This is a genomic window from Bradyrhizobium septentrionale (assembly GCF_011516645.4).
GTDB classification, from domain to species: domain Bacteria; phylum Pseudomonadota; class Alphaproteobacteria; order Rhizobiales; family Xanthobacteraceae; genus Bradyrhizobium; species Bradyrhizobium septentrionale.
On sequence record NZ_CP088285.1, the window covers coordinates 988,783 to 1,012,354 of the forward strand.

22 protein-coding genes are annotated in these 23,572 nt (G+C 66.3%); 12 read left to right on the forward strand and 10 right to left on the reverse strand.

Features of this window, described 5'->3' with window-relative positions:
* Positions 1 to 31: 31 nt before the first annotated feature.
* From HAP48_RS06655 to HAP48_RS06670, 4 genes are all read right to left on the reverse strand, one after another.
* On the reverse strand, positions 32 to 1,534 hold the full coding sequence (locus HAP48_RS06655; RefSeq protein WP_166214413.1) for a glycosyltransferase family 39 protein: 1,503 nt from the start codon (positions 1,532 to 1,534) through the stop codon (positions 32 to 34).
* Between the two features lie 238 nt (positions 1,535 to 1,772).
* Positions 1,773 to 2,528 (reverse strand): ribonuclease HII, encoded by a 756-nt coding sequence (locus HAP48_RS06660; RefSeq protein ID WP_166214412.1) that lies wholly within the window; start codon positions 2,526 to 2,528, stop codon positions 1,773 to 1,775.
* A 78-nt stretch (positions 2,529 to 2,606) separates the two neighbouring features.
* On the reverse strand, positions 2,607 to 3,062 hold the full coding sequence (locus HAP48_RS06665) for a VOC family protein (protein WP_166214411.1): 456 nt from the start codon (positions 3,060 to 3,062) through the stop codon (positions 2,607 to 2,609).
* 121 nt (positions 3,063 to 3,183) lie between these two features.
* Entirely contained in the window at positions 3,184 to 4,374 is a 1,191-nt protein-coding gene (locus tag HAP48_RS06670) for a PA0069 family radical SAM protein (protein WP_166214410.1), read from the reverse strand.
* 163 nt (positions 4,375 to 4,537) lie between these two features.
* Between HAP48_RS06670 and HAP48_RS06675 the strand changes: the two genes are divergently transcribed.
* Both HAP48_RS06675 and HAP48_RS06680 read left to right on the forward strand, forming a co-directional pair.
* Entirely contained in the window at positions 4,538 to 5,107 is a 570-nt protein-coding gene (locus HAP48_RS06675; protein ID WP_029083742.1) for a glycosyltransferase family protein, read from the forward strand.
* A 93-nt stretch (positions 5,108 to 5,200) separates the two neighbouring features.
* On the forward strand, positions 5,201 to 6,142 hold the full coding sequence (locus HAP48_RS06680) for a bifunctional helix-turn-helix transcriptional regulator/GNAT family N-acetyltransferase (protein ID WP_175612356.1): 942 nt from the start codon (positions 5,201 to 5,203) through the stop codon (positions 6,140 to 6,142).
* Between the two features lie 123 nt (positions 6,143 to 6,265).
* Here the strand turns inward: HAP48_RS06680 and moaB are convergent, their stop codons facing one another.
* Both moaB and ypfJ read right to left on the reverse strand, forming a co-directional pair.
* Complete coding sequence (gene moaB, locus HAP48_RS06685) at positions 6,266 to 6,829, reverse strand: molybdenum cofactor biosynthesis protein B (protein WP_166214409.1); 564 nt, start codon at positions 6,827 to 6,829, stop codon at positions 6,266 to 6,268.
* A gap of 186 nt (positions 6,830 to 7,015) precedes the next feature.
* On the reverse strand, positions 7,016 to 7,951 hold the full coding sequence (gene ypfJ, locus HAP48_RS06690) for a KPN_02809 family neutral zinc metallopeptidase (RefSeq protein ID WP_166214408.1): 936 nt from the start codon (positions 7,949 to 7,951) through the stop codon (positions 7,016 to 7,018).
* A gap of 379 nt (positions 7,952 to 8,330) precedes the next feature.
* Between ypfJ and HAP48_RS06695 the strand changes: the two genes are divergently transcribed.
* The 3 genes from HAP48_RS06695 to HAP48_RS06705 all read left to right on the forward strand — a co-directional run bounded on the left by HAP48_RS06695 (position 8,331) and on the right by HAP48_RS06705 (position 10,839).
* Positions 8,331 to 9,464 (forward strand): site-specific DNA-methyltransferase, encoded by a 1,134-nt coding sequence (locus HAP48_RS06695; RefSeq protein ID WP_029083738.1) that lies wholly within the window; start codon positions 8,331 to 8,333, stop codon positions 9,462 to 9,464.
* A gap of 241 nt (positions 9,465 to 9,705) precedes the next feature.
* A complete protein-coding gene (locus HAP48_RS06700) occupies positions 9,706 to 10,032 on the forward strand; it encodes a hypothetical protein (protein ID WP_166214407.1) in 327 nt (108 codons plus the stop codon).
* Positions 10,033 to 10,158: 126 nt separating this feature from the next.
* Entirely contained in the window at positions 10,159 to 10,839 is a 681-nt protein-coding gene (locus HAP48_RS06705; protein WP_166214406.1) for a glutathione S-transferase family protein, read from the forward strand.
* 150 nt (positions 10,840 to 10,989) lie between these two features.
* On the opposite strand, the gene HAP48_RS06710 is transcribed toward HAP48_RS06705, so the two are convergent.
* Entirely contained in the window at positions 10,990 to 11,412 is a 423-nt protein-coding gene (locus HAP48_RS06710; protein ID WP_166214405.1) for a nuclear transport factor 2 family protein, read from the reverse strand.
* 169 nt (positions 11,413 to 11,581) lie between these two features.
* Here HAP48_RS06710 and HAP48_RS06715 point away from each other — a divergent pair, with 169 nt between their 5' ends.
* Positions 11,582 to 12,496 (forward strand): LysR family transcriptional regulator, encoded by a 915-nt coding sequence (locus HAP48_RS06715; RefSeq protein ID WP_166216833.1) that lies wholly within the window; start codon positions 11,582 to 11,584, stop codon positions 12,494 to 12,496.
* Between the two features lie 182 nt (positions 12,497 to 12,678).
* Here HAP48_RS06715 and HAP48_RS06720 read toward each other — a convergent pair whose 3' ends face one another.
* Positions 12,679 to 13,299, reverse strand: a complete 621-nt coding sequence (locus HAP48_RS06720) for a glutathione S-transferase family protein (RefSeq protein WP_166214404.1) — start codon at positions 13,297 to 13,299, stop codon at positions 12,679 to 12,681.
* A 167-nt stretch (positions 13,300 to 13,466) separates the two neighbouring features.
* Between HAP48_RS06720 and HAP48_RS06725 the strand changes: the two genes are divergently transcribed.
* Positions 13,467 to 14,732 (forward strand): flavin-dependent oxidoreductase, encoded by a 1,266-nt coding sequence (locus HAP48_RS06725; RefSeq protein WP_166214403.1) that lies wholly within the window; start codon positions 13,467 to 13,469, stop codon positions 14,730 to 14,732.
* A gap of 143 nt (positions 14,733 to 14,875) precedes the next feature.
* Here HAP48_RS06725 and HAP48_RS06730 read toward each other — a convergent pair whose 3' ends face one another.
* Together HAP48_RS06730 and mutY are read right to left on the reverse strand one after the other, a co-directional pair.
* Positions 14,876 to 15,295, reverse strand: coding sequence for a PaaI family thioesterase (locus tag HAP48_RS06730; protein ID WP_166214402.1), 420 nt, complete (start codon positions 15,293 to 15,295; stop codon positions 14,876 to 14,878).
* A 71-nt stretch (positions 15,296 to 15,366) separates the two neighbouring features.
* The gene (gene mutY, locus HAP48_RS06735; protein ID WP_166214401.1) at positions 15,367 to 16,458 is read right to left on the reverse strand and encodes an A/G-specific adenine glycosylase; all 1,092 of its coding nucleotides are present in this window, start codon (positions 16,456 to 16,458) and stop codon (positions 15,367 to 15,369) included.
* Positions 16,459 to 16,599: 141 nt separating this feature from the next.
* Between mutY and HAP48_RS06740 the strand changes: the two genes are divergently transcribed.
* The 5 genes from HAP48_RS06740 (at position 16,600) to HAP48_RS06760 (ending at position 23,564) form a co-directional block, all read left to right on the forward strand.
* Entirely contained in the window at positions 16,600 to 17,079 is a 480-nt protein-coding gene (locus HAP48_RS06740; protein WP_166214400.1) for a DUF721 domain-containing protein, read from the forward strand.
* A 121-nt stretch (positions 17,080 to 17,200) separates the two neighbouring features.
* Positions 17,201 to 17,857, forward strand: a complete 657-nt coding sequence (locus HAP48_RS06745) for a DsbA family protein (RefSeq protein WP_166214399.1) — start codon at positions 17,201 to 17,203, stop codon at positions 17,855 to 17,857.
* Positions 17,858 to 18,202: 345 nt separating this feature from the next.
* Entirely contained in the window at positions 18,203 to 21,667 is a 3,465-nt protein-coding gene (smc, locus tag HAP48_RS06750) for a chromosome segregation protein SMC (RefSeq protein ID WP_166214398.1), read from the forward strand.
* Positions 21,668 to 21,788: 121 nt separating this feature from the next.
* Positions 21,789 to 22,757 (forward strand): small ribosomal subunit Rsm22 family protein, encoded by a 969-nt coding sequence (locus tag HAP48_RS06755; RefSeq protein ID WP_166214397.1) that lies wholly within the window; start codon positions 21,789 to 21,791, stop codon positions 22,755 to 22,757.
* Positions 22,758 to 23,003: 246 nt separating this feature from the next.
* Entirely contained in the window at positions 23,004 to 23,564 is a 561-nt protein-coding gene (locus tag HAP48_RS06760; protein WP_166214396.1) for a LemA family protein, read from the forward strand.
* Positions 23,565 to 23,572: the final 8 nt, after the last annotated feature.

Below are 23,572 nucleotides of genomic sequence, written 5' to 3' on the forward strand. Positions count from 1 at the left end.
CTACAAACCAAATCACCCTACAGATCTCACACTACTTCGGCCGCACGATCGCCCAGCCGATCCGCAGCACCGGCTGCCGTCCATTGACCAGCCGGTCGAACAAGCGCGGCACTTCCGGCACCAGGCCGGGGAAGCGCTGCGCGAGCTCGGGCGGCGGCGTGCCGGCGGTGTCCTGCGCGCGCCAGACCACGACGCCGCCGGTCTCGTTGAACTTCGGGATCGATAGCCACGGCGTCCGCTGCGGCGCGGCGTCGAGCAAGAGATGCGGACGACGCCGGTCCATCGCAATCAGGCTGGCGATTTCGGGGTCGCCGGCCACCGCGCGCAGCCGCTGGTTGGTGCGGCGCTCATAGCTGTCGTCGAAGAAGCGCCCCATCGCAGCTGCCGGCAGCGAGGTCGGCACCTCGGTGGTGCTGGTCCAGGGCAGGAACAGCGCCGCCGCCAGCGCCACGGCCGCGGGCGCCGCGACCGCGAACGCCCACACCGAGCGCAACAGCCGTTGCCGCCTGAGCGGAATCAGATCACCGGTCGCGACGACGACGGCGAGCCCCGACATCAACAGCGCCACGCCGGCGCCGCCGAAGGCGCGATCGAGATCGAACAGGCCGGAGACGAAGCTGCCCGCAATCGCCGGCGCGAAGGCGAAGAAATAGACGAACTGCTGCGCCAGCGGACTGACCGGCGGACGATAGATGATCGGAGCGTCCTCGGCCTCGCGGGCAAACCAGCGCGAATTGAGGATCGCCAGCAGCGCGATTGCGGCCGTCGCCACGATCAGCCCGCCGAGCACGACGCCCCAGTGCAGCGCGCGCGCCTTGAGAACGGCAAGTGCGGGCACGGCCGGCAGCGCCAGCACGTCGGCGCGGATCAGCCAGATCAGATAGGGCAGCGCCAGCACGATGATGACCAGCACCGCATAGAGCGGATCGACTGCCTTGAGCGTGCGCCGCCCGCGCTCGGTTGCGAGGGCGAAGCCGATCACGAGCAGGATCATGCCCATCGCCGCGGGCGTCGTCAGCAGCAACAGGCCGCAATCGATCGACCAGGCGAACCAAGCGGCGCGCCGGTTCTGGCCGATCAGCTGCCAGGAGTGCAGCAGCAGCAGCGCCCACAGCGGACGCGCCAGGATCAGCGGGCCGAACTCGACGCTTGGCGAAGAGAACACAACGACCGTCATCGACAGCAGCACCGCCAGCACGCCCTGCGGGCCGCCGACGATGGCGCGCGCCAGCTGGTAGAAGGCGATGAAGGTCGCGATCTCGCAGGCCTGTGCCAGCAGATAGACGCCGAACACGTGATTGCCGGCGGCGCGGAAGGCGATGTCGGCGAGCCAGAACGACAGCGGCGGCCCCATGTCGGTTCCGACCTGATATTCGCGGCCGAAGGCGAGGATGGCGGCGAGATTGCCGGGCGGGCTGCCGTAGAAGATCAGCGGCAGCAACAGCCAGATCGCGGCCTGCACCAGCACCACCACCCAGACCACGAGGCGCGGCCGGGCGCGGATCAGTTCGACAACCAGGGAGGTAAACCGCATGAAACGCCTGAAATGCCCCAGCCACCCGTCAGCGGCGCCATCTGATCCCGGTGGTTTTGATAACGGGCGGCGGCGGCGGAGGCAACGGGGGCCCGATGGGTCCACGGTGTAAAGTCAGACACAGGTGTCATGCCCCGCGAAGGCGGGGCATCCAGTACGCCGCGGCGGCTGGGCTCAAGCACAGCTGTCTCCGGAATACTGGATCCCCGCATGCGCGGGGATGACAGCATCGGGCGGGTCAAGCAGCGGCTGACGCGGCTTCGCTTTCCTCGTCCACCGCGAACAGGTCGGGCTCGGCCGGGACCGGAAAATGCTTCAGCCGCGCGGCGACGACGGGGGCGAAGAAGCTGCGGTGGTGGGTGGTGGGCCCGAGCCGGTCCAGCGCCTCGAGGTGCTCGGGCACGCCATAGCCCTTGTGCTGCTCGAACCCGTAGCCGGGACAATCCAGCGCCAGCGCGCACATCAGGCGGTCGCGCGTCACCTTGGCGATGATCGAGGCCGCCGCGATCGAGGCCACGATGCCGTCGCCGCCGATCACGGCGTCGCAATCACAGGGCGTGGCGAGCTTGTCGCGTCCGTCGACGAAGACGTGTTTTGGCATTTCCGGCAGCGCATGCACCGCACGCGCCAGCGCCCACAGCGAGGCGCGCAGGATGTTGTCGCGGTCGATTCGCGCCGGCGACGCCACCGCGACCGAGAACGCAGCGGTGGCGCAGATCTCCTCGAACAGTTCCTCGCGGCGCTCGGCGGTCAGCCGCTTCGAATCGTCGAGGCCTTTTGGAATCCTGCTCGGGTCCAGCACCACGGCGGCGGCAACAACCGGACCGGCCAGCGGACCGCGCCCCGCCTCGTCGCAGCCGGCGACCGGCCAGACGCCCTGCTTGATCAGCGCGCGCTCGCGCCGGAAGCTCGGCCGCAAGACGATGCGCTTCTCCGGCTTGGCTGATTTGGCCGGCGCCTTCTTCGGCGTGCTCTTGGACTTGTCCCGAATCATGCGGGGATGGTGATCAAGCCAGCCCCGCGGCGCAACCGGGAACCTGGCGCCCTTCCCCGTAATTCAATCCGGCCGGCTCTAGTCGGGAATCGACACCCGCCTGTTATCGAGTACCTCAAACCCCGGCGCGCGCACCACTTCCCAGGCGTGGCCGTCGGGATCGGCGAAATAACCGCAATAACCGCCATAACTTGTCGGCTGCGCGGACTTCAGCAGCTTAGCGCCTTTCGAGCGCACGAACGCCATCACACGATCGACCTCTGCATCGTCGTTGCAGTTCCACGCGATCGCAACGCCATGAAAGGCCTCCGGCCGCGGCTGATCGGGCAGCCCTGCGTCGGCGGCGAGCAGATGCCACGGGAACAGCCCGAGCACGGTGCCGCCAGTGTCGAAGAAGGCGACCTCCTCGCCGGTCACGCGCATCTTCCTGGTGAAGCCGAGCGATTCATAGAAGGCGATGCTGGCGCGCATGTCGCTGACGCCGAGCGTGAGGACGGTGAAGCGTGCGGTCGGGGCGGCGGGGGCGTTACTCATTGTTGCACTCACTCATTGTTATCGTCGTAACCCGGATGGAGCGTAGCGCAATCTGGGAAAGCTCCAACCGTTGATGGAAGACCCGGATTGCGCTGCGCTTCATCCGGGCCACCGATCTCACCTAGAACAAGCACAGCTGCTCGCCGTTGCGCTTCGGCTTGGCAAAGTGATCCGTGGTCAGCTTGGTGCGCCGCTTGTTGAGCCCGAGCTTTTCGCAGGCGATCTCGAAGCGGCGGCCGATCATCCAGGCCATCGGGCCGGTGCCCTTCATCCTTGTGCCCCATTGCGAGTCGTAATCGCGGCCGCCGCGCATGTCGCGGATCAGCGTGAAGACGTGGCGGTAGCGGTCGGGATAGTTCGCCATCAGCCATTCGCGAAAGAGATCGCGGACCTCGAGCGGCAGCCGCAGCAGCACGTAGCTCGCCTCTTTGGCGCCGGCATGCACGGCGGCATCAAGAATGCGCTCGATCTCGGAATCGTTCAGCGCCGGGATCACGGGCGCGACCATCACCGTGGTCGGGATGCAGGCGTCAGCCAGCCGCTTGATCGCCTCGAGCCGCTTCGGCGGCGTCGACGCGCGCGGCTCCATGGTGCGGGCGAGCTTCGGGTCGAGCGTCGTCACCGACAGCGCGACCTTGGCGAGATTGCGCTTGGCCATCCGAGCCAGAATATCGATGTCGCGGGTCACCAGCGCCGACTTGGTCACGATGCCGACCGGATGGCCGGCGCGCTCCAAGACCTCAAGAATGCCGCGCATGATCTTCCGCTCGCGCTCGATCGGCTGGTACGGATCGGTGTTGGTACCGATCGCGATCATCCGCGCCTCGTAGTCCGGCGCCGCCAGCTCCTTCTCGAGCAGCGCGGGCGCGTCCGGCTTGGCGAACAGTTTGGATTCGAAATCCAGCCCGGGCGACAGGCCGAGATAGGCGTGGGTCGGCCGCGCGAAGCAATAGACGCAGCCATGCTCGCAGCCGCGATAGGGATTGATCGAGCGGTCGAAGCCGATGTCGGGCGAGTCGTTGCGGGTGATCACCTTGCGCGAGGTGTCGAGCGCCACACTGGTCTGGAACGGCGGCAGGTCGTCGAGGCTCTGCCAGCCGTCGTCGAAGGCTGTCCGCGCCTCGGCCTCGTAACGGCCGCTGGCGTTGGACTGCGCGCCTCGGCCGCGCCGCCGCTCGCGCTCGATCGCGACCGCGACCGCGACCGCAAGCTCGGGAAAAGGGGCAGGGACAGGCGAAGGTGCACCCGCCGGGTTATCGGAGGGCGCCGTTACCGGCGGGTGCTTGAGGGCATGAGAGGATGCTCGGCTCATGTTCTGAAGCTAACACAGCCTGAGAACAAATCAAGAACATCGCTTGAGAAAATCCACAAAGTGATGGCGCAAAATTCTGCAGGCGAAAAGGCTGCTTTGAATATGACAAGGTGATAACACGGCCGGAGTTTTTCAACCGTTTGAGCCATCGAAGCCTCGAATCATGCTGAGCGTGATCATTCCAACCGACGGCGTCGAGCGCACCGCGGTCGCGACATTGGCGGCGCTGGTGCCGGGCGCAGCCGCCGGCGTCATCCGCGAGGTGCTGCTGGTCGACCGCACCAACAGCGACGTGATGGAGCGCGTTGCCGACATCGCCGGCTGCGGTTTCCTGCGCTTCGAGGGCACGCGTGCCGCGGCACTTGCCGCCGGTGCAAAGCAGGCCCGCTCGCCCTGGCTGATGTTCCTGCATCCGGGCGCAGTGCTCGACGCGGGCTGGATCGAGGAAACCACCCAATTCATCCAGATGGTGGCAGCAAGCGGCAAGGACCGCGCCGGCATCTTCCGCTACGCCCGCGCGCCCTACACCGACCCCGGCCTGCGCGACGGCATCAAATTCGTCGCCCGGATGATCGTGGGCCCTTCGGCCGAACAGGGCCTTCTGATCGCGCGCGACCATTACGAGCGGATCGGCGGCTACCGGCCCGACGCCCGCCGCTCCGAGGCGCGGCTGCTGCGCCGGCTCGGCCGCTCCTCCCGCACCATGCTGCGCAGCCGGATCATGGTGGCGTAGGGTTTCCGACCCGCAACGCCGCTTCGCGATGCCCTGAATGGGCCTTGCAAATCGGCCTTGCCATTTATTTGATTCCGTCAAATAATATGTTTGATGAAATCAAATTCTTTTGACACGATGCTCGAGAGCCAGGTCGCCGCGATCCGCGGCTTCAGCCGGTTCTACACCCGCAAGCTCGGCATCATCGAGCCGAAGCTGTTGCACTCCCCGTTCACGCTGCAGGAGGCGCGGATCATCTACGAGCTCGCGCATCGCGAGAACTGCACCGCGACCGAACTGGTGCGCGAGCTCGACCTCGATGCCGGCTTCGTCAGCCGCACGCTACAGGCGCTGCAGCGCCGCCAGATCGTGACGCGCAAGCCGTCGAAGGCCGACAAGCGCGTCAATGAGGTGGCGCTGACCGCCAAGGGCCGCACTGCTGCCGCCGATCTCGACCGCCGCTCGCGCAGCGAAGTCGGGGCGCTGCTGAAGCAGATGGACGGCGACCGCCGCGCCGCCGTGGTGCGTGCGATGGGCACGATCGAGCAGTCGCTGGAGCCGCCGGCCGAGAAGCCGGCCGGCTTCCTGCTGCGCAGCCATCGCGTCGGCGATATCGGCTGGGTGATCTCGCGACAGGGACGCGCCTACGCGGAGGAATATGGCTGGGACATCAGCTACGAGGCATTGGTGGCCGAGATCTGCGCGCAGTTTCTGCGGTCGTTCGATCCGGCTCGCGAGCAGTGCTGGATCGCGGAGGTCGACGGCGAGCCGGTCGGCTCGATCTTCCTGGTCAAGGCCGGCGACGGCCTCGCCAAGCTGCGGCTGCTGCTGGTGGAGGAGAAGGCGCGTGGGCTCGGCGTCGGCCGCGCGCTGGTCGAGCAATGCATCCGCTCCGCACGCGAGATGGGCTACACCAAGATGACGCTGTGGACCCAGAGCATCCTGCTCGCCGCGCGCGGCATCTATGCCCGCACAGGCTTCCGCCGCGTGAAGGAAGAGAAGCACCACAGCTTTGGCGTCGACCTGGTCGGTGAGACCTGGGAGCTGGATTTGTAAGGCTCGCCCTTCTCCGTCGTCATTCCGGGGCGCGCGAAGCGCGAGCCCGGAATCCATTTCGCCGCAGGTTATGTGGCCCGATGGATTCCGGGCTCATCGCTGCGCGATGCCCCGGAATGACAGTCAGGCGCTCGCCCCTTTGGCCTTCGGGCGGCGCAGATGTTCGTCCAGCCGCGGCATGATCTCGACGAAATTGCAGGGCCGCGTGCGGTAGTCGAGCTGCGCGGCCAGAATGCCGTCCCAGCCGTCGCGGCAGGCGCCGGGTGATCCGGGCAGGCAGAAGATGAAGGTGGCGCCGGCGACGCCCGCGGTGGCGCGGCTCTGGATCGTCGATACGCCGATCTTGGCGTGGCTCAGCATGTGGAAGGCGATCGAAAAGCCGTCCATCCGCTTCTCGAACAGCGGCTCGACCGCCTCCGGTGTCACGTCGCGGCCGGTGAAGCCGGTGCCGCCGGTGGTGATGACGGCATCGACGCCCGGATCCGCGATCCAGCGCCGGATCACGGCGCGGATCGCCTCGACATCGTCGGTGACGATCTCGCGCGCCGCGAGCTTGTGGTCGGCCGCGGTCAGACGATCGGCCAGCGTGGTGCCCGACTTGTCATCCGCCAGCGTGCGGCTGTCGGAAATCGTCAGCACCGCGATGTTGAGCGGGATGAATGATTTGGATTCGTCGATCGAAGACATCTCGCACCCTTTCCCGCCCACCGACGTCATCCTGCGGTGCGCGCCTTGCGGTGCACTTGCACCGCTGGGCGAGCCTCGAAGGATGGGCCGCAGGTTCCGCCATCCTTCGAGGCTCGCCAAGAGGCGAACACCTCCCGAGTGAGCGCATTCTCGCGCTCACCCGGGGATGACGCTACCAGCACACGGCTACAAGCTACCGCCGAACGTGTTGCAGGCCTGCACGGTGCCCTGCTGGTAGCCCCGCATGAACCACTCCTTGCGCTGCGCGGCGGAGCCGTGGGTGAAGGAGTCGGGCACCACCCTGCCCGTGGCCTGCCGTTGCAGCGTGTCGTCGCCGATCGCATTTGCGGTGGTCAGCGCGGCGTCGATGTCGCCGGCCTCGAGGAAGCCCGGCCGCTTTTTCTCCTCGCGGTTGACCCAGACGCCGGAGAGGCAATCGGCCTGCAGCTCGACCTTGACCTGCAGCGCGTTGGCCTCGGCCTTGCTGCCGGCCTGTTGCTGCAGCCGGTTCACCCGCGGGATGATGCCGAGCAGGTTCTGGATGTGATGGCCGGCCTCATGCGCGATGATATAAGCCGCGGTGAACTTGCAGGCGTTGCCCGAGCAGCCGCGGAAGCGGGTCTCGACCTCGCGGAAGAAGCCGGTGTCGAGGAAGATGGTCTTGTCCGGCGGGCAGTAGAACGGCCCCATCGCCGACTGCGCCATGCCGCAGCGGCCGCCATTGGTGGCGTTGCGGAACAGCACGATCTTCGGACCGGTGTAGGTCTGGCCTGAGGCCTGGAAGATCTCGCTCCAGCGGTCGTCGATTTCACCCAAGATGCCGGCGATCATGCTGCCCATCTCGTCGGTCGGCGCGCCGCGCTTGGCCTGCCCGCCCGACGACTGCCGGTCGGTCTGATAGGTCGGCGCCTGGCCGCCGCCGGTGAGAATCTCGGCGCCGCCGATCAGGATGCGCGGATCGATACCGAAGGCGTAGCCGAGCAGCCCGAGCACGATGACAGTGCCGATGCCGAGCCCGCCGCCGCCCATCGGAATCCCGAAGCCGCCGCCACCGCCGCCTCCTCCGCTGTCGTCGCGACGGTCTTCGATGTCGTCGCTGCGACGGAAATCATCATAGCGCATGGCGGTTTCCTTTATTCCGGTCGGCGCCCCAATGCGGGACACTCCAACCTAAAATTTCCGTTCTGTTAATCAATATCCTGCCCGGCAACAATTGCCTAGTCCAAGACGCACATCGTTTGCAGTGCGAACGGCCGCAGGCAGCGGGCAATTTACCGGTCGAATCGTGCCGGTTTGATGATCCGCAGAATTTTTCGCAGAACGCGCTGAAGTTGCAGCACAACGCTGATGACATTGCGCCGCGGCGTTCGAAAGATGCTGCAATCTTTTGCATGAAGATTTCCAATTAAGTCGATTTTTACTTTGCCGGGTCAATGTGGCGCCAGTCGGTTGTTTAGTCCCGCGTCGCCGACAGCGTCGCCTGAGTCAGAGTTCTTGAGTCATGGTAGTGTCGCGTCGCGGGGCGTCTGCAAGGGCGCCCCGCACTAAATTTGAGAATGCCCCGTCGAGCCGAATCGTCATTGGCGATTGCGTCGCCGAATTGTCGAAGCTGCCGTCCGGCTCGGTCGATCTGGTGTTCGCAGATCCTCCCTACAATCTGCAGCTCAAGGGCGATCTCAAACGCCCCGATGAGTCGCATGTCGATGCCGTCAACGACGACTGGGACAAGTTCTCGTCGTTCGCCGCCTATGACGATTTCACCCGCGCCTGGCTCCTGGCCTGCCGCCGCGTGATGAAGCCGTCGGCGACGCTGTGGGTGATCGGCTCCTATCACAACATCTTCCGCGTCGGCGCCATCATGCAGGACCTCGGCTTCTGGCTCCTGAACGACATCGTGTGGCGCAAGTCGAATCCGATGCCGAACTTCCGCGGCCGCCGCTTCACCAACGCGCACGAGACCATGATCTGGGCCGCGCGCGACGAGAAGGCCAAGGGTTACACCTTCAACTATGAAGCGCTGAAGGCGTCCAACGAGGACGTGCAGGCGCGCTCCGACTGGCTGATCCCGCTGTGTACCGGCGAGGAGCGCCTCAAGGGCGATGACGGCAAGAAGGTGCACCCGACACAGAAGCCGGAGCAACTGCTTGCCCGCGTGCTGCTGTCGTCGTCGAAGCCCGGCGATCTCGTGATCGATCCGTTCAACGGCACCGGCACCACCGGTGCCGTCGCCAAGCGGCTCGGCCGCAGCTATATCGGCTTCGAGCGTGACAAGACCTATGCGGCCGCGGCCGAAGCGCGCATCGCCGCGATCGAGCCGCTGCCGGAAGCGACGCTGGCGCCGTTCATGACCGCGCGCGAGGCGCCCCGCGTCGCATTCTCCGAACTGATCGAGCGCGGCATGATCGTGCCCGGCGCCAGGCTGGTCGATGCCAAGAAGCGCCACGGCGCCCTGGTGCGCGCCGACGGCGCCATCATGCTCGGCGACAAGGTCGGCTCGATCCACCGCATCGGCGCGGTCGCGCAGGGCTCCGGCGCCTGCAACGGCTGGACTTTCTGGCACGTCGAGACCAAGACCGGCCTGCGGCTGATCGACGAGCTGCGCGCCGAGATCCGCTCCGGGATGGCGGCGGGCTGAGCGGGCCGCACAATCTTTCCTTCGTCATTCCCCGGTGCGCAATTGCGCACCTGAGGGCTCGCGTAAGCGAGAGCCCGGGATCCATACTCACGATCGTGGTTATGGATTCCGGGCTCGCCGCGTTGCGGCGCCCCGGAATGACGAGGGAAGAGATGACGCCGTCTTGAACGCGGCCGCCTTGTGACGCCGCAGCGGCAGGCCTACAATCCACCCGTCACTTGCCGTTTCGATTGGTCGCCCGATGCGAAGACAATCCGAGACATTGCTGCTGGTGCCGCTGCTGCCGGTCTTCCTGCTCGGCATGTTTCCGATGCTGCTGATCGGCCTGCTCGGATCTTTCGGCCTGATCATCTTCGGCATCCTGCTGGTCTCTGTCGGACTGACGCTCGGGCTCGAGGCGCATGGCGAGTTCAACCAGGAGATCATCGTCCACGGCTATGCCCGCGGCTCCGAACGCGCGACGCAGCTCTCTCACCTGCATGCCGCGATGCGCTCCGCCGTCGTGCTGGAGATCGCGGGCGCAGCCCTGGTCGCAGCCGGCATCGCCGGCTTCTGCTGGTTCGGTTGACCGGCGCGTTACGCGCAGCTGCCTCACAAACTCGTCGGTTGCGAAGCGCGGCGAAATTTGCGCATGAGGGGCCGTCCGCGGTCCTCGCAGGCTGCGTGCCGGTCACACCCCAAAGGAGACCCTTTCATGCTCAAATTCTATTTCAACGGTTCGCCGAACCCGACCAAGGTCGCGCTGTTCCTCGAGGAGTCCGGGCTGCCGTTCGAGTCGATCGCGGTCGACACCCGCAAGGGCGACCAGTTCACGCCGGACTATTTGAAGATCAACCCGAACGCCAAGGTGCCGGCGATCGACGACAACGGCACGACGGTATTCGATTCCAATGCCATCCTGCTCTATCTCGCCGAGAAGACCGGCAAATTCCTGCCGACCAACCGCGCCGAACTGCTGTCCTGGCTGATGTTCGTCGCAACCGGTGTCGGGCCGTATTCGGGGCAGGCCGTGCACTTCAAGCATTTTGCGCCGAAGGACCAGAACCACGACTACGCCCATAACCGCTACCAGTACGAGGCCGATCGCCACTACAAGATCCTCGACGGTCATCTCGCGGGCCGCCGCTACATGGCCGGCGACAGCTACTCGATCGTCGACATGGCGCTGTGGGGCTGGGCGCGGATGTTGCCCTTCAAGCTCGGCGACGACGCCTATGCGAGGTACCCGCATGTCAAGCGCCTGGTCGACGAGATCTCGGCGCGTCCCGCGGCCGCCAGGGCGATCGCGCTGAAGGACAAGTTCACCTTCAAGGCCGAGATGGACGACGAGGCTCGCCGCAACATGTTCAAGCACATGACGACCAAGGTGGCGTGAGCCCATCGCCCCATCGACAACAAGACGGCGCCCTCTCGGGCGCCGTTCTCGTTTGTGCCGCGCGCGGCCAGAGCTTCGGTTCTGATTGAATCAGAACCGAAGCTCCAGCTTTTTGTTTTGACGCGTTTACTTCACGCGAACCGACGCCCACTATGCCGGAAACGCGCCGAGCGCCTTCTCGGTCAGAACCGAGTCGCAATATTCCCGCACCTCCTTGATGCGGCCGTCGTCGAAGCGGAACACCAGGCAATAATCGTTGTCGTAGCGCTGACCCTGCTTGGTGAGGTTGTTGCCCTTGGCCTCGACCACGACGATGTCGCCGTCGGCGATGATGCGATGCGCGACGGTGCGGCCGCGCTCGACCAGTTTGGAGCGAACATGGCCGTGCAGGTCATTCATGATCGATGGCTTGCCGGTGAAGGTGCGCGACCAGGAATATTGCCCGGTCACGGTCCAGATCGCATCGTCGGCAAGCGTTGCCATGAACAGCGAATTCTCGCGCACCGCGGGATCGGCGCTGCCCGCGATCACGAACATCTCCTGCACCAGTTTCTTGTTGTCGGCTGCGCTCATGGCGCGTCTCCTTGCGATGGGTTGGCTCTGGTTTGACGCGTTTTCTTCACGCGAACCGGTACCCATCCCGCATCAAGTGCGGGACAGGCTTCGAAAACGCTTGCGCTCCATCCTGCGGCACCGGCGCGCATTCTTCCAATCGATAGGTGGTATGATATATATTCACCTGATGAATTTGAACTCGCTTGACCTCAATCTGCTGGTCGCGCTCGACGCGCTGCTGCGCGAAGCCAATGTCAGCCGCGCCGCGATGCGACTCAATCTGTCACAGCCGGCAACCAGCCATGCGCTGCAGCGGCTGCGCGATCTGATCGGCGATCCGCTTCTGGTGCGCAACGGCGCGCGGATGGAGCTGACGCCGCGGGCGCAGGCGCTGCGCTCGCCGCTGGCACAAGCGCTCGACCAGGTGCGCACGCTGTTCGTCTCCGACGATTTCGACGCGGCGCGCAGCGAACGGCATTTCCGCCTGATGATGCCCGACCTCGCGGTCGAGCTGTTGATGCCGCCACTGATGGAGAAGGTGACCCGGCTGGCGCCCAGCATCACGATCGACGTGGTGCCGTGGCGGGGACCTGCGACCTTCACGCCGGAATTCGCCCGCACCATCGATCTCGTGATCTCGATCGGCGATTCCTTCAAGGGCTTTCACCGCCAGCGGCTCTACACCGACAGCGATGCGCTCGCGGTACGGCGCGGCCATCCGCTCGGCACGAAACTCAGGAAGCGCGAGGCGTTCCTCGCCGCGCGCCACGTCGCCGTGATCATCCGCGGCCAGAACGAGGATCTGATCGACACCTGGCTGCGCGCCAAGGGCATCGAGCGGCGGATCGCGCTGGTGGTGCCGGGCTATATCGAGGCGCTGCACGTCACCGCGCGCACCGACCTCGTCGCCTTCGTGCCGCGCCGGCTGATCTCCGCGCTGTCGAAGCAATTGTCGCTGGTGACGGTGACGCCGCCGCTCGATCCCGGGATCGACGAGCAGCACATGTTCTATCCGACGCGCGCCCAGATGGATCCCGGCTCGCTGTGGCTGCGGAGGCTGATGCTGGAGACGGGGCGCGAGCTGGAGACGCGGAAGGTGTAGCGGCGCTCTATCCCCGCGTCGTCTCGGCCGAGTGCGCAATTGCGCACGGGGGCCGGGATCCATAACCACCGCTGCTTGTAGCGAAGATGACAGCGGCCCCAGCATCGCAAAACAATTCAAATTCGTGGTTATGGGTCCCGGATCGCGCTGCGCTTGCCCGGGACGACACCGAGTTTTTGGCCCTACGCCTTCTGCTCGGCGAGCACCTTCTGCACCGCAGGGCGGCTCTCCATCGCCGCGCGATGCGCCTTCACCTTGGGCAGGGTCGCGATGTCGACGCCGTCGCCGTCGAGCCACAGCGTCAGCGTGTAGAGATAGGCGTCGCCCACCGTGTAGTTCTCGCCCATCACCCACGGGCCCTTCAGCATGTCGCGCTCGATCAGATTGAAGCAGGCGCCCATGGTCTTCGGGATCATCGCCTTCATGTCAGCGAACGAAGACTCCTGCGTCGCCCAGCGCGCGCCGCGCATCTTGTGGGCGTGGCAGATATGCACCGTCGAACAGAGATAGGAATTGAAGGACTGGAGCTTGGCGAACTCGAAGGCGTCGTCGAGCGGCGCGAGCTTCGCTTGCGGGAAGGTCTGCGCGATGTAGGCGAGCATCGCCGGCGTCTCGGTCAACACGCCGCGCTCGGTGACCAGCGTGGGCACCCGGCCCTTGGGATTGATCTTGAGATACTCCGGGCTGTTCTGCTGATTGATCTTGAAGTCGAGCTTCTCGGTCGTGTAGGGCGCGCCGGCCTCGGCCAGTGCGATGTGGGACGCGAGCGCACAGGTGCCGGGCGCGAAATAGAGCTTGAGCATGTCGATGTCCTCTCCGGGCCTTGTCGGTTCGCTGCGAACCCGGCCCTTTTTATCAGATGCGGCGAACGTTAGCGGCACCTCCCCCTGCCGTCCACCCCGCGGTGCCGCGGACCTTGCCCGCAGCGGGGCCGCCGTGCGATGACCATGCCAATCGAGAGGGGATTTTCATGACTGTCCTCATTGCAGGTGGCGGAATTGGCGGGCTGACGTTGGCGCTCAGCCTGCACCAGATCGGCGCGCCCTGTCGGGTGTTCGAGAGCGTGCCCGAGCTGCGGCCACTCGGCGTCGGCATCAACGTGCTGCCGCATGCGGTGCGCGAATTGATCGAGCTCGGCCTGCACGACGTGCTCGATGCATCAGCGGTGCGGACACGCGAGCTCGCCTATTTCTCCAAGCACGGCAAGCCGATCTGGAGCGAGCCGCGCGGGCTCGAGGCCGGCTACAAATGGCCGCAGTTCTCGATCCATCGCGGCCGACTGCAACAGCTGCTGCTCGACGCCGCGACCGAGCGGCTGGGACGTGACAACATCCTCACCAGCCATCACCTCACCGGCTGGACCGAGACCGCGGATGGCGTGCGCGCCGATTTCATCGACAAGGCGACCGGCAAGCCGGCGGGCAGCTATGACGGCGCGGTGCTGATCGCCGCCGACGGCATCCATTCGGCGGTGCGCGAGAAGCTCTATCCGCAGGAAGGGCCGCCGATCTGGAACGGCCGCATCCTGTGGCGCGGCATCACCCGCGGCGACGCCTTCCTGAGCGGCCGCACCATGATCATGGCCGGCCACGAGATCCTGAAATTCGTCTGCTACCCGATCTCGAAACAGGCCGGGCCCGACGGCAAGTTCGACATCAACTGGGTCGCCGAGCGGCACATGCCGCCGACCTATCAGTGGCGCCGCGAGGATTATAACCGCACCGCCAAGCTCGATGAGTTCCTGCCGTGGTTCGAGAGCTGGAATTTCGACTGGCTCGACGTGCCGGGCCTGATCCGCAACTGCCCGCACGCCTACGAATATCCGCTGGTCGACCGCGATCCGATCCCGCAATGGACCTTCGGCCGCGTCACGCTGATGGGCGACGCCGCGCATCCGATGTACCCGATCGGCTCCAACGGCGCCTCGCAGGCAATTTTGGATGCGCGCGTGCTGACGCGCGAGATTTTGGCCCATGGCGCAACGCAGGCCGCGCTATCAGCCTATGAGGCCGAGCGGCGGCCGGCGACGACCGATCTCGTGATGCTGAACCGCCGCAACGGGCCGGAGCAGGTGATGCAGCTGGTCGAGGAGCGCGCGCCCGATGGCTTTGCCGTCGTCACCGACGTGCTGTCGCAGCAGGAGCTGGAAGACATCGCCGCCAACTACAAGCGCGTCGCCGGTTTTCAGGTCGAGGGGCTGAACGCCAAGCCGCCGATCGTGCAGCGGGCGGGCTGAAGCAGATCTCTATCCGTCATGCTGAGGAGCCGCGAAGCGGCGTCTCGAAGCATGCACGGCCCGGCCGGTGGCCGTCGACCCTTCGAGACGGCCGCTGCGCGGCCTCCTCAGGGGTGACGGGACTGGCTATTGCGCGAGCATTCCTACCGCAGCGCCCGCGCCGCCTCCACCAAGCGGATGCTGCTCGTCGCCGTGGCGAGCAGCGTCCCGTCGGCGGCGCTCAGCCGGCCCTCGACGAAGGCGATGGTCTTGCCGAGCTGGGTCACCGTCGCCTTGCCGGTGATCGGCCCCGGCCTCGCGGGCGCGAGGAAATTCACATTCATCGTGATGGTCGTGGTGAACAGCCTGCCCTCGGTCATCACGAACACCGCCGGCCCCATCGTGTCGTCGAGCATCGCCGAGAGCATGCCGCCCTGGATGAAGCCGGCCGGATTGCAGAAGTCCTGCTTGCCGTCGAACACGATCCTGATCCAGCCCTCCTGCGGACGCGCGTCAACCACGCGCCACCCCAGCAGTTTTGCGACTGGCGGCATCGGGATGCGGTCGAGTGCGGTTGCGATCATGGCGGCCTCCGGTTTGACGGAGGTGATAACGAAGCCCTGCTGCCAGCATGGTGTCAGCAGGCCATCAGCTCCTACAGATCCAGCCCGTGCGCGATGACCTTGCGCATCACATTGGGGAAGGCCTCGCCATCCAATGTCGCGACCGGCACCCAGCGCATGCCTTCCGGCGCGCGGGTCCGCGGCGGAACGCTGGCGGTATAGACCATGAGCTCGAGCGGAAAGTGCGTGAACACGTGGCTGACGATTCCGGCCTTGCGGTGCCAGCGCGCGACGCCCTTGAGTTCCGGCGCCTGCGCGAGCGCCGCCGCATCCTCCTGCCCGGCAAGCCATTGCGATCCCGGCACTTCGGTCATGCCGCCGAGCAGGCCTTTTTCGGGGCGAGAGCGCACCAGGAGTTCGCCGCCGCGCGTCACGACGAAGGCGGCGCCGCGGCGCAACGCGCCGCTCTTCTTCGGCGCCTTGCGCGGGAAGGTTTCCTGGTCGCCGCGGACGCGGGCCGCGCAATCGTCATTCAGGGGACACAGCGCGCAGGCCGGCTTTTTCGGCGTGCAGATCGTGGCACCCAAATCCATCAGCGCCTGTGCGCTGTCGCCGGCACGGGACGGACCGAGCAATGTCGCAGCCATCTCTTGGATCAGCGGCTTGGCCTGCGGCAGCGCCGCTTCGATGGCATAGAGCCGCGTAACCACGCGCTCGATATTGCCGTCGACCGGCATGGTGCGGCGGTCGAACGCGATCGCGGCAATCGCCGCCGCGGTGTAGGGCCCGATGCCGGGCAGCGCGCGCAGGCCGTCCTCGGTGTTCGGAAACACCCCACCATGGTCATTGAGCACCGCGACCGCGCAGGCATGCAGGTTGCGCGCGCGCGAATAATAGCCGAGCCCGGCCCACATCCTCAGGACGTCGTCGAGAGCGGCGCGGCCCAGCGCGGTCACGTCAGGCCAGCGCGCCACGAATTTCTCGAAATAGGGCCCGACCGCCCGCACCGTGGTCTGCTGCAGCATGATCTCCGACAGCCACACGCAGTATGGATCAGCCCGCTCCCCCGCCACGGCGCGCCATGGCAGCTTGCGGCGATGCCGGTCATACCAGGCAAGCAGCCGCGCCGGGCGGTCGGCCTGTTGGTCGGTCGGTTTCGTTTTGGCGGCCGCGCGAGAGCTCATGGCGTTACTTTAAGACAGATATCTCCAAGTCATGCCCGGGCTTGAACCGGGCATCCACGTCTTTCTTCTTCCGGGACGGAAACGCGGCCATAATGATGAACACGGTTTCAGCCGCATCGGCTCCGCTGCTATAACCCCCTGATGGCAAAACCCGGTCCGATCAGCGCAAAACCCCTGTCGATCCTGCTCAACGACGTCTTCAGCGAGGCCTACGCCAAGCAGGGCTTTGCCGCGCGCGAACTGGTGACGCGCTGGACCGAGATCGCGGGCGAGCGGATCGCGGCCTATTGCGAGCCGCTGAAGATGCAGTGGCCGCGGCCGGTGGAGGGGCAGCCGCAGGAGCCGGCGACGCTGGTGCTGCGGGTCGAAGGACCGATGGCGCTGGAGATCCAGCATTCCTCCGATGTCATCCTGGAACGGGTGAACCGCTTCTTCGGCTGGCATGCGGTCGGCCGCTTGACCATCCGGCAGGCGCCGCTTTCGCGGCGCAGCCGCCCGGCACGGCCGCGCCCGCCCGACCCCAAAACCGTGGCCCGGGAGGCGGCAAACCTCGGGGCCGTCGAGGACGACGATCTGCGCGCGGCACTGGCCCGGCTTGGCGCCACGATCAAGCGAAATTGACGCTTTTCGCGGGGTCGGCCGCGAGACCCCGGCATTGCCACAATGGTCGTTTCAAGCTAGCGAAGGCTTCTTTTCGGGACCCCTTCATGCTGGCGTGAATGCGCCAATCCGGGAGCTGACCTTGATCATCACGCGCCGCGCTTTCACCACCGCTCTCTCGCTGACCGGGCTCGCCGCCCTCGCCGGCCTGTCGCCGCTGCGCCTGATCACGGAGGCGTTCGCGCAGGCCGCTGCCGAGGTCGCCAAGCCGCAGTCGCTGCCGGACATGGGACTCGGCCCGCAGGACGCCAAGGTGACGATCGTCGAATACGCCTCGATGACCTGCCCGCATTGCGCCAATTTCAACGAGACCGTGTTCCCGAAGATCAAGTCGACCTACATCGACTCGGGCAAGGTCCGCTACGTGTTCCGCGAATTCCCGCTCGACATCAAGGCCGCCGCCGGCTCGATGCTGGCGCGCTGCATCGCCAAGGACGACGCGCCGAAGTTCTTCGCCGTGATCGACCTCTTGTTCCGCCAGCAGAACGACTGGGTGGTCAAGAACACCACCGAGACGCTGACGCGGATCGGCAAGCAGGCCGGCCTCAGCCAGCAGCAGGTCGAGGACTGCCTGAAGGATCAGAAGCTGCTCGACAAGATCGCCGCCGACCAGAAATACGCCAATGAAGTGCTGAAGGTGAACTCGACGCCGACCTTCTTCGTCAATGGCGAGATGGTGAAGGGCGAGACCTCGTTCGAGGAGTTCAGCAAGCGCATCGATCCGCTGCTGAAGAGCTGATCGCGAGACGACAAACCTGACGTCGTTCGTGCCCGCATCGCGCGCCGGGCACGATAATTGTGGATGATTTGCGAGCACGGCGCGCGGCTGTCGCAATATTTGGTTGTTGAAAACTTGATTCGCGTGATGCGAATCTTCAAGGACATGCAGTGGTCATAAAACCCTGCAAATCCCTTGCAAATCCCTTGGGAAAAGCTTGGTCAAGCGGTTGCCCTGACGCGCAGGCATCGCCATTGTCGCCGCTCATGAGAGCTGCACGCAGCTATTCGCCCCAAACACGACATTGCCTTACATGGTATTGTCACGGCAGGGAGATTCGCGCCCGGCCAAACGAGATTTGTGTACATGAAGCTCACGCGCCTCCGCCTGCACGGTTTCAAGTCGTTCGTTGAACCCACCGATTTCATGATCGAGCCGGGCCTGACCGGCGTCGTCGGACCGAACGGCTGCGGCAAATCCAATCTGGTCGAAGCGCTGCGCTGGGCGATGGGCGAGACCTCGCACAAGTCGCTGCGCGCCGCCGACATGGATGCGGTGATCTTCGCCGGTTCCGGCAACCGCCCGGCGCGCAACCACGCCGAAGTCGTGATGACGATCGACAATTCCGATCGCTCGGCGCCGGCCGCGGTGAACGACAGCCAGTTGCTGGAAATCTCCCGCCGCATCGAGCGCGAGGCCGGCTCGGTCTACCGCATCAACGGCCGCGATGTGCGTGCCCGCGACGTGCAGATCCTGTTTGCCGACGCCGCCACCGGCGCGCGTTCGCCGGCGCTGGTCCACCAGGGCAAGATCGGCGAGATCATCCAGGCCAAGCCGGAGCAGCGCCGCCGCGTGCTGGAAGACGCCGCCGGTGTCGCGGGCCTGCATGCCCGCCGTCACGAGGCGGAACTGCGGCTCAAGGCGGCCGAAACCAACCTCACCCGCGTCGAGGACGTGATCGGCCAGCTCTCCGGCCAGATGGAAGGCCTGAAGAAGCAGGCGCGCCAGGCGATTCGCTACCGCGAGGTCGCCGCCAAGGTGCGCAAGTCCGAGGCCATGCTGTTCCATCTGCGCTGGATCGAGGCCAATGCCGACGTCAACGACGCCGCGCATAACCATGATCTGTCCGTGCGCGAGATGGCCGAACGCACCCGCGAGCAGGCCGAATCCGCCCGCATCCAGGCGATCCGCGCCGCCGAATTGCCGGCGCTGCGCGATGCCGAGGCGCGCGCCGCCGCCGGCCTGCAGCGCCTGACCAATGCGCGCGAGATGCTCGACCGCGAGGAACAGCGCGCCAAGGAGCGCGTCGGCGAGCTCGATCGCCGCCTCACCCAGTTCGCCCAGGACATCGCGCGCGAGCAGCAGCAGACCTCGGATGCCGACGTCGCATTGCAGCGGCTCGACACCGAAGACGCCGAACTGAAGGAAGAGATCAAGTCGCGGGTCGAGAAGCGCTCCGGCGTCGACGAGCGCGTCTCCGAAGCCGAGGAGATCCTGGCCGCGACCGAACGCCAGTTCTCCGAGCTGACCACGCAGCTCGCCGACCTCACCGCGAAGCGCAACCAGCTCGAGGCAGGCGTCCGCACGCATCGCGACCGGCTGGCGCGGCTCGATCAGGAAATCGCCAACGTTCAGGCCGAGGAAACCAAGCTCGCGCAGGAGACCGGCAATCTCGGCGACATCGACGCGCTCGCCGCCGCCATGGAGATGGCGCAGCAGACGCTCGCCGAATCCGAGGCCGCCGTGCAATCCAGCGAGGCGCATCACGCTGCCGCGCGGCAAACGCTGGAAGCCTCCCGCAATCCGCTCACTGAGGCCGAGAAGCGCGTGCAGCGGCTCGAGACCGAAGCCCGCACCATCTCCAAGCTCGTCACCAGCGAGACCAAGAATCTGTGGCCGCCGATCATCGACGGCATCACGGTCGCCAAGGGCTATGAGAAGGCGATCGGCGCCGTGCTCGGCGACGACCTCGACGCTCCCGTTGATTCCTCGGCGCCGATGCGCTGGACCAATGTCGGTGAAGCCGCCGGCGACCCTGCCCTGCCCGACGGCGTCGAGCGGCTGGCCGATCACGTGCAGGCGCCGCCGGAACTGGCGCGCCGTCTCGCTCAGATCGGCGTGGTGGCGAAGGAACGCGGCGCCGCGCTGGTGTCGCAGCTCAAGACCGGCCAGCGGCTGGTGTCGCTCGAGGGCGACGTCTGGCGCTGGGACGGCTTCGTCGCCGACGCGCATGCCCCGACCGGCGCGGCGCGCCGTCTCGCCGAACGTGCCCGCCTGGTCGATATCGAGCATGAGCTGGAACAGGCCCGCATCGATGCCGCCGCCAAGCGCCAGGCGCTGGAGACGGCCGAAGAGGAATTGCGCTCGGCGTCTGCGGCCGAAGGTGCCTCCCGTGAAGCCGTACGTGCCGCCCGCCGCGAGACTGATGCCGCGCGCGAACGCCATGCCGCGACCGAGCGCGAGATCAACCGCCATGCCGCGCGCAAATCGGCGCTGACCGAGGCGCACAGCCGCGTCGCCGCCGACCGCGCCGAGGCCGAGGCCGCGCATGAGAGCGCGGCTGCTGCGCTCGCCGAACTGCCGCCCGGCGTCGAGACCGAGGCCCAGCTTGCTGCGGTCCGTTCCGAGATCGACAATCAGCGCCGCGCCGCGGCGCAGGTTCGCGCCGAGGCGCAGGCGCTCGCCCGCGAGGCCGAGCTCGCCGACCGCCGCGTGCAGGCGATCCTTGCCGAGCGCAGCGAGTGGCAGAACCGCAAGACCAGCGCCTCCTCGCAGGTCGAGACCATCGAGGCACGCATCGCCGAAGTGTCGATCGAGCGCGAGGAACTCGCCAACGCACCGGAAGTGTTCGCCGAGAAGCGCAGCGCGCTGATCACGGAGATCGAGCACGCCGAGGGTGACCGCCGGATCGCCGCCGACGCGCTGGCGACCGCGGAGGCCGCGATGGCGGAAACCGATCGCCTCGCCAAGGCCTCGCTCGAAGCGCTGTCGTCCTCCCGTGAAGCCACCGCGCGCGCCGAAGAGCGCATGGAAGGCACCCGCCGCCGCCTCGCCGACATCGAGCGCGAGATCCACGACATGCTCGAGGTCGAGCCGAGCGCGGTCGTCGGCATGGCCGAGATCGAGCCCGGCGCGGAGTTGCCGCCGGTCGCCCAGGTCGAGGAGGAGCTCGAAAAGCTGCGCCGCGACCGCGAGCGGCTCGGCGCCGTCAATTTGCGCGCCGAGGAAGAGTTGAAGGAAGTCGAGACCCAGCACACCGCGCTGACCACCGAGCGCGACGACCTGGTCGAGGCGATCAAGCGGCTGCGGCAGGGCATCCAGAGCCTCAACCGCGAAGCGCGCGAGCGTCTCTTGACGTCGTTCGAGACCGTCAACGCTCACTTCAAGCGGCTGTTCACCGAGTTGTTCGGCGGCGGCGAGGCGGCGCTGCATCTGATCGAGAGCGACGATCCGCTCGAAGCCGGTCTCGAGATCATCGCCAAGCCGCCCGGCAAGAAGCCGCAGACACTGTCGCTGCTGTCCGGCGGCGAGCAGGCGCTGACGGCGCTCGCGCTGATCTTCGCGGTGTTCCTCACCAACCCGTCGCCGATCTGCGTGCTGGACGAAGTCGACGCGCCGCTCGATGACCACAACGTCGAACGGTTCTGCACCCTGCTGAACGAGATGACCGCGTCGACCGAGACGCGCTTCATCATCATCACGCACAACCCGATCACGATGGCGCGGATGAACCGGCTGTTCGGCGTCACCATGGCCGAGCGCGGCGTCTCGCAGCTGGTCTCGGTCGACCTGCAGGGCGCGGTGGATATCCTCGACCAGAACGTGGCGTAGCCAAGGGCTCGCTCTTCATAGTCATTGCGAGGAGCGACAGCGACGAAGCAATCCATGCCTCGGCAAGCAGTGCGATGGATTGCTTCGCTCCGCTCGCAATGACGTGTGGATGGTACGCCGCATGACCTCACCCGATCTGCCTGCCGAACTGAGAACGGCACTGAACGCCAAACTCGAAGGCCTGTCGCGCAACGAGGCGGCCGGCCGCGCCGCCGCGATTTCCGAGACCTATCGCGCCGGCGGCGGCTCCGGCGGCACGATCAAGTCCGAGAGCGATGCGCTGGCCTATGCGCTGGCACGGATGCCGGCGACGTATGCCGCCGTTGTTGCAAGCCTCAACGGGCTGACGGAGATCCGACCGGACCTCGCGCCCACAAGCCTGCTCGATGTCGGCGCCGGGCCGGGTACGGCAAGCTGGGCCGCGGCGGAGACATTCCCATCGCTCCAGGATTTCGCCCTGCTGGATGCCAATGAGGCCCTGCGTACACTTGCACTGGACCTCACGCGCAAGAGCAGCCGGCTGCGCGGCATCAGATACGAGCTTGGACAGGCGCGCACCTACGTCACGCATGCCGATACAGCCGACCTCGTGATCGCGAGTTACGTGATCAATGAGATCGGCGAGACCGAGCGCGCCGCACTCACCGATGCAATGTGGGCCAAGACGAAGGACACCTTGCTGGTCGTCGAACCCGGCACACCTGCGGGCTACGCGCGGATCATCGCACTCCGCGCACGACTGATCGCCGCCGATGCCCATGTCGCGGCGCCCTGCCCGCATGACGGCGGCTGCCCGCTGGTGGCGCCCGACTGGTGCCACTTCTCACAGCGCCTGCAACGCTCGCGCGCGCACAAACAGGTCAAGGGCGCCGAGCTGCCGTTCGAGGATGAGCGTTTCGCCTATGTCGCGTTGAGCCGCACGAAGGTCACCGCGCGGCCGTCCCGTGTGCTGGCGCAGCCGGATGTCGGCAAGGTCGAGATTGCGGCCAAGCTGTGCACACCCGATGGAGTGGTTGTCACCAGGGTGCCCCGCCGCGCCAAGGCCGATTACGCCCGCGCCCGGCGCTGGCGCTGGGGTGACGCGGTTTAGATATTGCGTCGTCCCGGCGAAGGCCGGGACCCATACGCCGCGGCCCGCGGAAGGGGCGCAAGCGGCTAGGCTTTGCTTCACAACCGGAATTGGTGGTTATGGGTCCCGGCCTTCGCCGGGACGACGTTGAACTAATTCGACACCATCATCGACCAAGACAATGCCCACCTTTCCGCGGCGGGCTGCCCTGCGCCCCGATCTCGGGCTACGGTGCCGCCGTTTCGTCCCATCAGGAGCCGCCTCGTCATGTCGACCAGCTGGATCGTTATCGGCGTCATCGTTCTTCTCGTGCTGTTTGCGTTCGGCGCCTACAACCGCCTGGTTGCGCTCAGCCAGCGGGTCGGCCAGGCCTTTGCCGACATCGACGTGCAGCTCAAGCAGCGCCACGACCTGATCCCGAACCTGGTCGAGACCGTGAAGGGCTACGCCTCCCACGAGCGAGGCACGCTCGACGACGTCATCAAGGCGCGCAATTCGGCGATGTCGGCGCAGGGACCGTCCCAGGTGTCGGCGGCAGAGAACCAGCTCTCCGGCGCGCTCGGCCGGCTGATCGCGCTGTCGGAGGCCTATCCGGACCTCAAGGCCAACGCCAATTTCCAACAACTGGCATCGGAGCTTTCCGACCTCGAGAACAAGATCGCCGCCAGCCGCCGCTTCTTCAACAACGCGGTCCAGGAATACAACACCGGCATCCAGCAGATGCCGGCCGCCTTGTTCGCCGGCATGTTCGGCTTCACCCGCAAGGATTTCTTCGACCTCGGCGCCAGCCGCACGGAGGTCGAGGCGGCACCGAGCGTGAAGTTCTGAGGCGCGAC